Raw genomic sequence first — 14,155 nt, 5'->3', positions numbered from 1 at the left:
TTTTTCATTTCCATGACGTGCCTAATCACCCGCAATCAATTCAACGTAAGCAAGCTGCGATGGTTCTGCATCAAACCTTTCGAACTCTACTCGACTAAACTTCATAACCATGTCATCGTAATGTTCACTGATCGGATTGCCAGACTGTCCAGTTGAGTTCATGTAGAAGTGCTGCTCAGGATCGCCCATCACTATGATTTGCCTCATACCAGCACCAAAGTTTTGCACAAACCCTTGTGATTTGTCGTAATATGAGGCTGCAACATTGACCGAATGTATTGAGCCGCCAGCAGGAGCCCTGCGCTCAAATAAGCCATCCAATACTCTTATATGACTAAAGGGAGTATGAGCATATTCAGTATGTTGCAACTCTCCCCAATTCCATCCAGCAATGTCTTCACCTAGTTGATTTGATAACACCTGCAAGGCTTTTTTAAACGCTTTATTTATAAGTTGTTGACAATTATCACTAGAGGAGTTTGTTGCACTATCCACACACCATTGCGGATGCTGCAGCAACTCAACAACAGTCGTCAGCGGTAAAGTAGATGCAATGTCCTGCAAAATATCTAGCTGCCCTTGCTGATTCCAAAAGCCAGCCAGCTCGTCCTTTAATAGCAACTTTCTTATCTCACGCTGCCACACAATAAAAATGCTTGGCGCCTGACTATCCGCTGACATATTGCCGGACCAACTTTTCAGCAGCTCTAGCGCTTGACGTTGATGCTCATTCTGCGGTTGAATTTGCTGCGCCAGCGGCAGCAATTTTTTCACTTCAAGATCTAATGTGTCCCCTTGTATGCTCATCATGTCCTTTGCTATGAGCAGCCTTTCTGGATTTTTTATTAAATCGCTAATCCGCTGACTGCGATAGCTAGGGGCAAATGCATGACTGATAAAATATGGATAAGAATCAAATAACAAACCATCATTGGCTGACACGATAATGCCACTTTCCGGGTTATATAGCTTAGGCATTTGTTGATACGGAATATAACCAGCCCAATCGGTATTAACCCGACCAGCAGGCAATGGGATTACCCCCTCACCAACAGCCCTTATAGGTATGCGTCCTGCTCCAGCGTAACCAATATTCCCTTCGGTATCGGCATAAAGCATATTCAGTGCTGGCGCGACTAAAAAGCTGAGGGCATTTTCAAATGATGACCAATTGTTGGCATAGTTAAGCTTAAAAAAAGCCTCATAAGACGTATCATCAGGGTCTAATCCTGTCCACTTTAGGGAAACAGGGTGCATCATTGACTGCTTGATATCACTGATCAAGGGACCACGCTCAGTAGTTCGAACATTGATTTTTACTGGCTTTATACGTTTATTCAGTAATTCTGGAGTGTCAGCTCTAACCTCTATGATCTCAATTCGTTCACCAAGTGGTTGCCATGAACTCCCAGACTCATATAAGCCTTTTTGGTTAATGTTTAAAGTTTCGAAATATAGGTCTTGCACATCAGCCATCATATTAGTCCCCCCCCAGCTGATATGATCGTTTTGACCAAAGATAATCAACGGGGTACCAACCAAGCCCATTCCTTTAGCTGATAGATGCTCACCTTGTTGCGAAAGTGCATACCAATATGAGGGGATTTGCAGTCCTAAGTGCGGATCATTTGCCAGAATAGGCATATTATCTTTGCTATGCTTGCCACTTATAACCCACGCATTACTACCAACATATTGACCACCAAAGTTAAATTGTTTTTGTAACTGCGAGTTACGTCGCATCACATTTTCAAGTGCGACTAAAGTAGATTGTTGATTAAATTCGGAGTATTGAGCAATACTAAACTTACTGGTGATGCCACCAAATAACTGAGTAAGCTGCTTTTCTGGCAAAGACTGAGCGGCAATATAGTTTCGAATCTCATCATTCATATTGCCAGCCAAATTTAGCGCAAACATTTTAACCCAAGCAATAGTATCTATTTCTTGCCATTGCTGTGGTTTTATATCTAGTAAAGTAAACTCAGCTGGATAAACAGTCTGTTGCGCAATCCAATAGTTAATCCCAGCAACATACGCTGTAACTGACTTTTTAGCTTCAGGAGAGAGGTTTTGCCAAGCTTGCTCTGCAGCGCCATAAATTCCAAGGCTTCGTATCCAGATGTCACTTCCTAGAGCATCTCGACCGAGTACTTCGCTCAAGCGTCCTTGAGCCATGCGTTTTTGAAGTTCAAGCTGCCACATTCTATCTTGAGCATGGACAACCCCTGTTGCAAAGAAAATATCTTGATCATCACTACCGTCGAGATAAACAACGCCATTTTGGTCACGATAAACTTTAACATTAGCGCTCAACCATGGAGCCTTTAGCTGCCCTTTGAGTGGCGGGAGGCTTGCCTGAAGATGGTTAACTCCGTATATCAGAATAACGAGTAAAGGTAGTAAGACCACTAAAATTACTCTTGAAATCAATGGGTAACTCTTAAACACGAGCGAACTAATCCTTTTTTATTATAATTTATTTCTAGCACCTGTACTGCTAAACCCAACAACCCCTAAGATCCCCTGAACTCCCAGTGACGACTGCCTCCAGTCACTCGGGCTGTTAAAACGAAATCGTGTTCATGAATGAGCGAGACTTAATCTGTTGAAATTGGTTAAGTCGCTGACTAGGGTAAAATATAACCACAATCAAACTTAACCTTTAGAAAACACAAAATCAACTAAGAAAACAAAAAAATAACACTTGCAACCATTCGTGAAACAAAACAAACTAATGGCTAATTTTTCATCTGTTTTAACATCAGCTTTATAAGTAAAGGAAAAACAGCTAGAGGGTATGTGGTCTTGCCAGTAGTGGTCTACTTCATAAAACATGTAACCCAAGATGTTAATCGCGAGATATATCAATTCCGGAACAAAAAATTGCAAATGTATCGAAAGTGGGACTTTTGCCTGCTGTAAGTAAAGTCTTTTAAAAATACATAACCAATTGATTCCAATTGACAAATAAAACAAAAGTAGAAGTTGGTATTAAATCTGCTAACCAAGCTTACATCAGAAGATATACGGTAGAGTTCATGGATATAACTATTAATAAAAAGAGTAAGAAAAACGTCAGCAAAAAAATGTGGTTAATTATCACAGCCAGTGCAATGGTCATTATTGTGTTTTATTTATTCTTTAATAGCGGATACTCCAACGCTTCTTATATAGCCAATAATCGTAGTTTACTTTTTGCTAACGTTCAGCAAGGCCAATTCACTATTAACGTGAGAGGCTATGGTGCATTAGTCCCTAAAGAGATCCATTGGATTTCTACTGATATTAACGGCAGAGTTAAACAACTGTGGGTTAAACCTGGAGATAGCGTAAAGCGTGGTGACATTTTAGTTTCTTTGCAAAACCCCCAGTTAATACAAAAAAAGGAAGAAACCACATGGGAGCTCGAGGCATTGATTGCCGAGAAAAAGGCTGAACGCGTGGCATTAGAATCGCAATTATTCCAACTCAAAACAACGCTACTGGAGACCGATGCCGAGTTTGAATCCACCAAACTGGTACTGGATGCCCAAGAAGCTCTTATAAAAGCTGGTAACTCAACTATTTCAGCACTTGACCACTCGAAAACTAAATTGACCATGAAAAACATTGAGCTGCGTCAAAACTTACAAGCTCAGCAATATAAAAAAATGGAAGAGAATCTCGAAGCTCATATCGCAGGTGCTAAAGCGCGCTTAAATAAAATGCGAAAGACATTACAACAAGTTCAAGGTCAAGTCGACGCATTAGATATAGTGGCGACTTCCGATGGTGTTGTACAAGAGATGGAGCTGGAACTCGGGCAACAATTGACTAGTGGCGATGGCGTAGCCAAGATAGCCCGCTTAAATGACTTTCAGGCCGAGTTAAAAGTACAAGAGCTTCAAGTACAAAATATTCAACAAGGACAAAAAGTAAAAATAGACACAAGGACTTCGACAGTTAATGGAGTTGTTGAACGGATCGATCCCAATGTTGTTGAAGGAACAGTTAAAGTGGAAGTCAATTTGCAAGGAGAACTTCCACCTGAGGCTCGACCGGACTTAAGTGTCGAAGGGACTATTGCGATCGCAGATAAAAAGGACACTCTATTTGTTAAACGCCCAGTATTTGCCTCAGAAAATACACAAGCATATGTCTATCGTGTAGATAACAATTCAAAAACAGCCCAGCGCGTTAAAGTTGAGTTTGGCCAAGTATCAACAAACACCGTTGAAATACTGTCTGGGCTCAAAGCAGGTGACAGAATTATCATTTCAGACCAATCTGCTTGGGAGCAGCATGCGGAAATTATCCTCAATTAGGGAAGCCTTATGACAAATAAAACAATTATTCAACTGGACAATATCGAGAAAAAATTCTCAACGGAAGATGTTGAAACTTATGCATTAAGTCAGATCAGTCTCACTATTAACTCTGGCGATTATATTGCAATTACAGGCCCTTCTGGTTGTGGTAAATCGACACTGCTATCGCTCATTGGCTTACTTGATGTGCCGTCAGCAGGTCAATACGTACTAAGTGGGCATGATGTCAGCCAAATCAGTCGAGATGAGCGAGCCGCCATCCGTAATGAGCATATTGGATTTGTATTTCAGTCTTTTAATTTAATTAGCGATATGACTGTTGAGGAAAATATTGCTCTACCACTAAGTTATCGAAACAACATCGACCAAAAACAGATTAGTCATCTTATTGACTTCGCACTAGAAAAGGTTGATATGCAACATCGCCGTAAGCATTTCCCAAGTCAGCTATCAGGGGGCCAGCAGCAACGTGTTGCCATTGCCCGAGCGATTGCAGGAAAGCCAGCTTTAATTTTAGCTGATGAACCAACTGGTAACCTTGATTCTAAAAACACTGATGCGGTTTTAGAATTACTAAAAAAGTTACACAATGAAGGTACGACGATTGTTATGGTGACACATGACCCGCGCTCAGCTGGACAAGCCAACCGCCAAGTTGAGATGTTTGATGGTAAAATCGTTGCGGATCAAGTCGTAAGCGCAAAAAACTCTGCCGCTTAAGGTGTGCACTATGAATTATTTATTAGATATAAAATACGCTTTTCGACTTTTGGCAAAGTCTCCGCTTTTTACTATTTTGACAACCATCGTATTGGCTGGCGGTCTTGCGGTCAGTATATTCAGCTACTCTTTTTTGCATACCTTCGTCTTTTCTGATTTACCATTACCCGAAGGCGAGTCGATAGTGAAGCTACAAGCGACAGAACAGGGCTATGACCGTATGTTTGATGCCGTTGACTTTGCTGCCATTCGGCCACAAATATCAACGCTAAGTGAATATGGCATGTATTATTCAACTTCAGTGCTGTTGGATATTAATGGTCAAGCTCAGTCTCACAATGCTACTTTTAGTGAATGGAACTTGTTCCAATTCTCCCGCGTCCAACCGCTAATGGGTCGAGCTTTTAGACCTGATGACAGCTCCCCCCGGTCAGAAAAAGTTGCCGTGATAGGCTATGACCTTTGGCAAAGTAAGTTCTTCGGCACGCCGGATATTCTTGACTCCACAATTAAAATCAATGGTAAAAATACCCGAGTCGTTGGCGTTATGCCTCAGGGATATGGTTTCCCTGTTGCTTCAAAATTATGGCTGCCGATTCCTGAGCCCTTGTTTACGACTCAAAACAGGGATCAAGTTTATGTAGATGTATACGCTCGGATAAAACCCGATATAGCACAAAACGTTGCTAATGACGCACTATCTCGCATCGCCAAAAACACTTATGAGATGCGTCGTCAAAATAGTGATACTGCAATCGATGACATTTACATCACGACTTTTCAAGCCGCGCAAACCAATGGCGCTGATGGTATTATCGTTTTCACCATTCTAAACATAGTCACCGGATTTATTTTTCTGCTAGCAGCAATTAATGTGGGGAATTTACTGTTAGCCCGCATGAATGCAAGAACCAAAGAGATATCTATCCGAGTCGCCCTTGGTGCGCCGCAGAAACGGCTTATCGTCCAAATGATGTGGGAAAGTATTATTATCTGCGTAGCTGGTGGCGTTATTGCTTTACTTTTATCAGGCTGGGCACTGCAACAAGTTAATCAGTTTTGGATTAACATGAATCTAGCTGATGGATTGGCCTATTGGTGGCACTGGGGACTTGACCTGAATACTATCTTTGCGACTATCATCTTCATTTTTGTCGCTATTATCATGACGGGTGTATTACCTGCGCTACATGTAACAGGTGGCGACTTCAACGCCATTTTGCGAGGTGGTACCAGAGGCGCGGCTAGCAGCAAAGGAAACAAAGTTACTAGAATGCTACTCACTACCGAAATTACTGTTGTTACGGTATTAATGTACCTAGGTATTGTCTCTAGTTTTTTTGCCAATCAGCTGATCAATTTAGATATTGGCTTAAACACCAAAAACATCTTGTCTGCCCAAGTTTCTCTGCCAGCAGAACGTTACGACTCCCACCCTCGCCGCAATGCACTCTACCAAAATATCGCATCTAGGCTACAGCAACAGTCAAGTGTGTCTGATGCAGTTGTCACTACTAGCTTTGGTAAAAATACCTTCATGCAACAAGGTATAAAATACCAGCTGGAGCAAGATAAACCACAAGCTGTGATTAGAAGTGTATCAGGCAACATTCAATTCACAGGTGTCCAGCTACTCACAGGCCGCTATATAGATTCAAGGGACCAAGGGAACACCATGCCTGCAGCAATGATCAGTAAAACTTTAGCACAGACTTATTGGCCTGAAGGATCGGCCATAGGTAAACAACTTAAAATAAGTGGCGAAGTAGAAACAGCTAGTACTTGGGCAACAATTGTCGGCGTAGTTTCAGATCGTGTTGAAGGCACTCCAGTTAGCGATCCTAAAAATCTAATGACAATTTATCGTCCAATAAGTCAACTAGATAGCGGTAATATCAATATAGAATACAAGTTTATTGGTTCAGAGCAACAAGCTCGCTCAGTGATTTATGAAACGCTATACGCAATAGACTCAGAAGTACGTATCAGTGCACTTAAAAGTATGGAAGAATTACTCGTAATGCTAAGGGATCTCACTCACTCTGCAACCCAACTATTTTTGAAATGCGGCTTATTTGCCTTGGCATTGGGAGTGACAGGTATTTATGGCCTCACGGCCAATTCAGTTACCCAACGCCAACATGAAATTGGGATCCGCAGGGCATTAGGTGCAAACGATCAAAACATCATCCGCTGGCTCGTTAAACTCGGAGCAAGACCGATGTTAAAGGGTCTAAGTATTGGTTTAGTTTTGTCAGCCATACTCAGCTTTGCCACTTGGCAGATCATCGCGTTAGATATCTATCTCTACGCGATTAGCGCCTTGGTTGTAATTGTAATAACAAGCACCGCTGTGTTAAGCGCCATTTACCTTCCTGCGCGCCGTTCAATTCAATTAGAGCCGAGTGAAACACTGCGCTGTGAAGACTGATGTAGCAAACCTCCTAGCTGACAATCTTTGTCAGCTAGGTCCTAAAATCAGACCCTAAGGAGAAGGAAATGTTTACAACTACTGTCATACGCGTCGGCTTTACAGCACTTGTTATGCTCTGCGCGACGTCGCAAGCACAACAACCCGCCCCACAAACCACTTCGCTTGAATCGGCATTTTACAATCGACAATATGAGCAAGTCGCTGAAGCATTAGCGGCACAAAAAAACAAAGATCTTAACTCGGAAATAATGGCTGTATCCGTTGCAGTAGCACAAGATAGCGACGATAAAGAAGCGATGCTAAATGCCTTGATCAAGCGGCATCCAGAAAATGCCGAAGTGCATTTTGTAGCTGGCGAATTATGGTATCAAATTAAGGAGCAATCGAACCTCTTTAATAAACTTGGTCTAGTGGAAAAATCTAATAAGCATTCAATTAGAGCTGCTGAGTTAGCACCAAACAATCCTAAATATTTAGTTGCTGCTGCAAAAGCTTTAGCTATTGAAAGCGGCTTTTGGGACTCAGAAAAGAAAGCATCGAAAGCTATCGTCGAACGACTGAAAGACATGGATAAGCATTATTATTATTTGGCTCTCATGGATTACCTTCAAAACACTCAAAATGAAAGCCTCGCGTTACAAACTGTAGATTTTGTGAATCAACACTACCCTCATGATATTGCCTTAGTAAACCGAGCCGCTAATTTGCTTTGGACTTTTTCGGCCAAAGAACAAGCACAGAATCTGTTCGCTAAAGGGTGCCAAATTAATAATGTAGCCACTGGGTTGTTACCTACTTGGCGAGACACTTGTGTGTCTGCCGCTTATTTAGCATTACAGGAACACGGGGATAAGCAATTAGCAGTTGATGCCATGGAGCACTTAATAAGCAAAGAACAAGTAGAAGATGAGCAGCACATAGAATACCTAATGCTGTTGGGTGAGCTAAGTCGAGAAGTAAAGGACAACAATAAAGCTAAAAGTGCTTATCAACAAGCGCTAACACTTAGCAATGACAGTTCAACAAAGCGAGATATTCGCCGTGCACTCGATAAAGTAAGCCAATAAGCGACATTAGTAATATAGAGAAGGTAAAAATTGACTTGAAAAAACACAAGTAATTCAGCAAGATGGAGTTGTTGCTATTATTTATCCTAGCAAAGGTCATGAGTAAAGATTAAATTTTTATAATGTAAATCATATAGATAAAGATTTTTTCCTTGATACACATGATACCTCGAAGCAGCAAGCGTAATGTTTGTGAAGCAGTTGTTGTAATATCAAATTACCGTTTTAATATAGCAGGCGTTAGATACTAATAACGCCGATTCAGCTAAGCAAATATATGATATAGATAGTCTTACGGGTTGCATTGTCACCACCAGAGGAGTAGTAAAATGACAAAAATGGCAAGATATGCTCTACGAATTGCTGCCTGTTAATTAGGAAATCACGATGAGTGAATCGATTCTTGTAGCAGATGATAATCCAGACATCATCACCTCTGTACAACTACTGCTTGCTGAGTTTGACTATCAGGTATTCAGTGCTACTACCCCAACAGAGCTACTTAATGCACTGGAAACAAAGCACTTCGATCTAATACTCATGGACCTTAATTATCACTTAGACAGCACCTCGGGTATGGAAGGTCTAGAGTTATTAGCTAATATTCGAGCCAAATGGGACATCCCCGTAATAGTCATGACCGGATGGGCTACTGTAGAGTTAGCAATAACGGCTCTACAACAAGGTGCTAATGATTTTATCCAAAAACCTTGGCAGAACGAACACCTCGCAAACAGCATTAAAACCCAATTAGCCTTAAGCGATAGCCAAAGGTTAAGCAAAAAACTAAGTGCTGAAAACAATCAGTTACGTACGCAACTCAGTAATAATCACTGCACTCTAATCGCAGACTCACCTGCGATGCAGAAATTAATTGCAGAAATAGATCGATTACGAGAAAGCCAATCGAGCATTTTACTTACCGGTGAAAACGGCACAGGAAAAACGCTACTCGCTCGCTATATACATAATGACTCACAACGAAGTCAGCAGCCTTTTATCTCCGTAAATATGGGAGCTATCGCTGATGGTGTGTTTGAAAGTGAATTTTTTGGCCATAAAAAAGGAGCGTTTACAGGAGCAATTACTAGTCGAGAAGGTCTTGTCAAACAGGCTCAATGTGGCACATTATTTTTAGATGAAATAGGGAACACTCCCCTTTCTCAACAAGCTAAAATACTTAGCGTGATTGAAGAGAAAATGTATACACCTGTTGGGAGCACACAGGTATATCACGCTGACGTCAGAGTCATTAGCGCCACTAATATGGATTTAGTCAGAGCGATAATGGAAGGAACATTTCGCCAAGATCTATTTTATCGTCTAAACACTATCGAACTTCGTGTACCGTCACTTAGGGAGCGTTTGGAAGATATTCCTCTTTTAGTAGATCATATGTTAGATAAGCTCATCGCTGAGTATAGCTTCGCACCAATAAGGCTTACGAATTGCGCCATGGAGAAACTTAAAGCACATTCATGGCCAGGCAATATTCGAGAACTTAACCATTGTATTGAACGGGCTGTATTTATGTGTCAAAACGGTGTCATAGATGCACATCATTTGCACTTAGTTACTGAGCCTGCAGCTACAACAGCAAACGCTGCGGTTACCGCAGCGGTACCATTAAATCTGACTTTGGATGAACTCGAACGACAAGCCATCATCGAAAGACTTGAACATTATGCAGGAAATGTGAAAAAGACAGCAGCATCATTAGGCCTTAGCCGAAGCGGCTACTATCGTAGAATTGAAAAGTACAACCTTTAAAACATAGCAGCTTTGACCTTGTCTACCACACTTAAAACCACAACTGGAATGCTCATAGTATTGAGTTTAGCCTTTTGTTATTTATTAAGCTTACTATCGGTATCTAAATATATCATAGCGTTGACAGGGCTATTTCTACTTCCAGCCTGCCTGTTTTTAACTAACCACATAAAAGCGAGCTATTACAACCAAACTAGAAACATTGCTGTATTACTAGAAGCACTGGTGGACGAAGACTACAACATACGGTCAGCCATCCGTGCTGAAGATGATGAGATGCTAGAAATAAAACAGCTCCTCAATACACTTTCACAAAGACTAGCACAACAAAATGTTGCCATAAAAGAAAGCCAACTTTTACTGGAAAAAGTGATCACTCACATTGATGTAGGAATAATTGCCACGGATGTTAACTACGACATAACCTTTGCAAACCCCGCAGCTAATGAGCTACTAGGCCTTCAATCGTCACAACAAGGCGCAAACTTAAGCTGCACTACAATCCCTGTAGAACAAGTTACAAGACAGCCACAAAGCTTTACCATTAAAGATGGTGCTGTTAGTAAAACCTATCGAATTGCGGTAGTAAAATACATTCATCATCAGCAGCTCAACTATCTGTTTTTTATCAGCGACGTACAATGGTTATTAATAGATAAAGAGCGAGAGAGTTGGCAACGCTTACATCGAGTACTCAGTCATGAAGTTAACAATAGTTTAGCTCCGATCTCTTCTATTAGTGCCACGTTACTGAAACAGCTTCAGAAACTAGAAAGTGCTACACCGGCTCTTGAGCAGGGTCTTACGGTGATCCATAATCGCTCAACTTCGCTCTACAAATTTATTAGCAACTTTCAGAAAATTAGTAAGCTACCTCAACCTAATAAGCAACCGCTCGACATCTGTGAACTTATCGAAAAATGTATTTTACTATTTCCCGATAGCAAAATATCACTACTAAATCCAACGAAATGCCAGCTATATGCTGATCCACACCAATTAGAACAAGTCTTTGTGAATCTTTTAAAAAACGCTCAAGAAGCCATGAGTACAACAACAGGAGAGATTACCATTGAGTTTGAACAAAGCGACAAATATTGCAGTATAAAGATAATTGATGAGGGTGTCGGCATTAGTAATACTGACAACCTCTTTATTCCGTTTTTTTCTACCAAAGTGTCTGGCAGCGGTATAGGTCTAGTGTTTAGCCGGCAAATACTTTTCAACCATTTAGGTGATTTACAAATTCAAAATAGAAACGATAAAAAAGGAGCTGTTGCAATAGTTTCTCTTCCAAGGTTGCAATCGTAACAATTGCTACAGCGTTATATTACTATTTTTAGGTATACACCTTATTGCAGTAGATGAATCATTCATAAACAAAATATCCATCAATTAGCGGGATCGTTCTTGTATTTTTGTAACAAACAAAATAAAGTAATAACGATTTGCATTTAAATTAGTAACGGATGTACGTAGTTGTGCCTACCTCACACACAAAAGCTTTGCGACAGCAAACCCCAGACGTCGCGTCCTTAAGTTCATGTTTCCTTGTTATTGCTATTCATATCGGAGGCATTGCTTTTGCGTGGACAACTACCTCAATACCGGAGCCAATGGAAATATCTTCTCAGCACTCTAGCATTAAGGGCAAGTTTATCAACTTACCATCCCAAACAGAGGTAACGACAGTTCAACAGCCTGAACCTATTGTAGAACCTGAGCCTATTGTAGAACCTGAGCCTATTGTAGAGCCTGAGCCTGTTGTGGAGCCTGAACCTGTTGTAGAGCCTGAACCTGTTGTAGAGCCTGAACCTGTTGTAGAGCCTGAACCTGTTGTAGAGCCTGAACCTGTTGTAGAGCCTGAACCTGTTGTAGAGCCTGAACCTGTTGTAGAGCCTGAACCTGTTGTAGAGCCTGAACCTGTTGTAGAGCCTGAGCCTGTTGTAGAGCCTGAGCCTGTTGTAGAGCCTGCTCCAGTCAGCTCCGCAGTCCAACCAGAACAAAAAAATGTTAGTAACACAGCTGAGGTGGCCACCACCTCTCAGGATCCGAGTTTACCGCCAGGACTTGTATTGCCGCACATGAGTGACGCGAATGCATTAAACAATCCGGCACCTATTTACCCAAGATTATCCCGTAAATTTAAAGAACAAGGGACAGTCTTATTAAAAATTTATATTGAAGCGGACGGCAGCGTCTCTGAGATAGAAATACATGAGTCGAGTGGCCACGGTCGCCTAGATCAGTCTGCAAAAGCAACTGTAAAACACTGGCAATACCAACCGGCAACTCAAGACGGACAAGCGATCGGTTATTGGTACCTGCAGCCTGTCAATTTTGCATTAAATTAAATAAGGAACAGTCATGGAGAACCCATACGGAATCGCCGCCATGTGGGCACAAAGCGATATCGTCATTAAAGCAGTAGCGTTTAGTCTGCTGTTTATGTCAATCGCAACTTGGTGCGTCATATTAATTAAAGGCATTAAGCTTTATAAATTAAAACAGCCACTTGTTGGCTCTAAGCAGTTTTGGCACGCACAAGATGTGCAGTCAGGTATTTTATTGCTCGAAACTCCAACGGGCCAAGCGACGCCCTTTAGTTCACTGGTCAACGAAGGCATGCATGCCAAGGCGCATCATGAGCAACACAAAGAAGATTTGCATGGTAATTTACCTATCGCGGAATGGTTAACTGCCAGCTTACGAACTTCTATTGACGAAAGTAAATCGGAACTACAGAGTAACTTAGCGATACTCGCTTCCATTGGTGCCACTGCTCCTTTTATCGGCTTGTTTGGCACTGTATGGGGAATTTACCATGCCCTGATAAGCATTGGCGTTAGTGGCCAAGCAAGTATCGACAAAGTAGCAGGTCCTGTGGGTGAAGCATTAATTATGACTGCTTTTGGCCTTGCCGTCGCTATCCCCGCAGTACTGGGTTACAACGCACTCACTCGGGGAAACAAACGCGTTGTAAACCGCCTGAACCACTTTGCTCACGAATTACACGCATTCTTACTGATGGGCTCTGCACCAAATGCAAACGCTAAGCGCCCAGTATTTAAATCGGTCGGAGGTAAATAATGGCGTTTGGCCAAGGGTTTGAAGATGACGAAGAGGTCATGGCTGAAATAAACATGACACCACTTGTGGATGTGATGCTGGTATTGCTGATCATTTTTATTATCACCATGCCTGTGATCACTCAGTCCATTGAAGTAGAGCTGCCCAAAGCAGCCTTGCAAGAAACCAGCGTAGAGGTATTGCCCGACAGCGTTTCTTTGATAGTACAAGCGAATGGTGATATTCAGTGGCAACAACAAGCCATCACGCTCGCGCAACTTAAACAACGTTTAGTGGAAGTTGCCGCACAATCACCGCAGCCTCCGGTCCAATTACAAGGCGCTGCCAAAGTCCCCTATGAAAAAATAGTCGAGGTTATGGCACTGGCGCAGCAATCGGGCGTTAACTCGCTGAACTTTGTGACACAAACCAAGTAATAAAAGCAAGATAGCGCTAAGCGGGGTGTCGCCTTGTTATAGCGCTATGAAGATAGATAAATAGACAGAACTTAGCTTTTTTAACACAGTGCAACGGGCAGAGATTAGGCACTAAACGACGAAGGATCTCGTTAGACAGTTTAAATACGAATTAATTTCATAAATATTTAAATAAATTAAATTCTCACTCGTCTAATCCAAAACATAATTTTAGTTGAGCTTCTGATAGTCATACCAATTCGCTTAATTAAGTGATCTATTTTGAGGCGAGAAAATCTTGTCGATAACAAGGCGAAAATTTTGCTATTTAGTTGTTCTAAATGAGAAATTTTTAACGCGGTTAGCGTC

At 41.6% G+C, this 14,155-nt stretch carries 10 protein-coding genes; 9 read left to right on the top strand and 1 reads right to left on the bottom strand.

Annotated elements, in window-relative coordinates; translation table 11 throughout:
• Nucleotides 1–21 precede the first annotated feature (21 nt).
• Nucleotides 22–2,316, bottom strand: a complete 2,295-nt coding sequence (locus QSH61_RS03920; RefSeq protein ID WP_206471355.1) for a penicillin acylase family protein — start codon at nucleotides 2,314–2,316, stop codon at nucleotides 22–24.
• A 725-nt stretch (nucleotides 2,317–3,041) separates the two neighbouring features.
• On the opposite strand from QSH61_RS03920, the gene QSH61_RS03915 reads away from it, so the two are divergent.
• The 9 genes from QSH61_RS03915 (at nucleotide 3,042) to QSH61_RS03875 (ending at nucleotide 13,807) form a co-directional block, all read left to right on the top strand.
• Complete coding sequence (locus QSH61_RS03915; RefSeq protein ID WP_102056211.1) at nucleotides 3,042–4,307, top strand: efflux RND transporter periplasmic adaptor subunit; 1,266 nt, start codon at nucleotides 3,042–3,044, stop codon at nucleotides 4,305–4,307.
• Between the two features lie 9 nt (nucleotides 4,308–4,316).
• The gene (locus tag QSH61_RS03910) at nucleotides 4,317–5,030 is read left to right on the top strand and encodes an ABC transporter ATP-binding protein (protein WP_206471356.1); all 714 of its coding nucleotides are present in this window, start codon (nucleotides 4,317–4,319) and stop codon (nucleotides 5,028–5,030) included.
• A gap of 10 nt (nucleotides 5,031–5,040) precedes the next feature.
• Nucleotides 5,041–7,461 (top strand): ABC transporter permease, encoded by a 2,421-nt coding sequence (locus QSH61_RS03905; RefSeq protein ID WP_206471357.1) that lies wholly within the window; start codon nucleotides 5,041–5,043, stop codon nucleotides 7,459–7,461.
• Between the two features lie 68 nt (nucleotides 7,462–7,529).
• The gene (locus QSH61_RS03900; RefSeq protein ID WP_206471358.1) at nucleotides 7,530–8,531 is read left to right on the top strand and encodes a tetratricopeptide repeat protein; all 1,002 of its coding nucleotides are present in this window, start codon (nucleotides 7,530–7,532) and stop codon (nucleotides 8,529–8,531) included.
• A gap of 387 nt (nucleotides 8,532–8,918) precedes the next feature.
• Nucleotides 8,919–10,301 (top strand): sigma-54-dependent transcriptional regulator, encoded by a 1,383-nt coding sequence (locus QSH61_RS03895; protein WP_102056208.1) that lies wholly within the window; start codon nucleotides 8,919–8,921, stop codon nucleotides 10,299–10,301.
• 18 nt (nucleotides 10,302–10,319) lie between these two features.
• Nucleotides 10,320–11,612, top strand: a complete 1,293-nt coding sequence (locus QSH61_RS03890; protein WP_102056207.1) for a sensor histidine kinase — start codon at nucleotides 10,320–10,322, stop codon at nucleotides 11,610–11,612.
• Between the two features lie 305 nt (nucleotides 11,613–11,917).
• Entirely contained in the window at nucleotides 11,918–12,655 is a 738-nt protein-coding gene (locus QSH61_RS03885) for an energy transducer TonB (RefSeq protein WP_286123219.1), read from the top strand.
• Nucleotides 12,656–12,668: 13 nt separating this feature from the next.
• Entirely contained in the window at nucleotides 12,669–13,391 is a 723-nt protein-coding gene (locus QSH61_RS24290) for a MotA/TolQ/ExbB proton channel family protein (RefSeq protein ID WP_010607668.1), read from the top strand.
• Entirely contained in the window at nucleotides 13,391–13,807 is a 417-nt protein-coding gene (locus tag QSH61_RS03875) for an ExbD/TolR family protein (RefSeq protein WP_010607669.1), read from the top strand. The genes QSH61_RS24290 and QSH61_RS03875 overlap by 1 nt, the downstream gene beginning before the upstream one ends.
• Nucleotides 13,808–14,155: the final 348 nt, after the last annotated feature.

Source organism: Pseudoalteromonas sp. JC3 (assembly GCF_030291895.1).
GTDB lineage: Bacteria > Pseudomonadota > Gammaproteobacteria > Enterobacterales > Alteromonadaceae > Pseudoalteromonas.
This window is presented reverse-complemented; position numbering and strand designations above follow the sequence as displayed.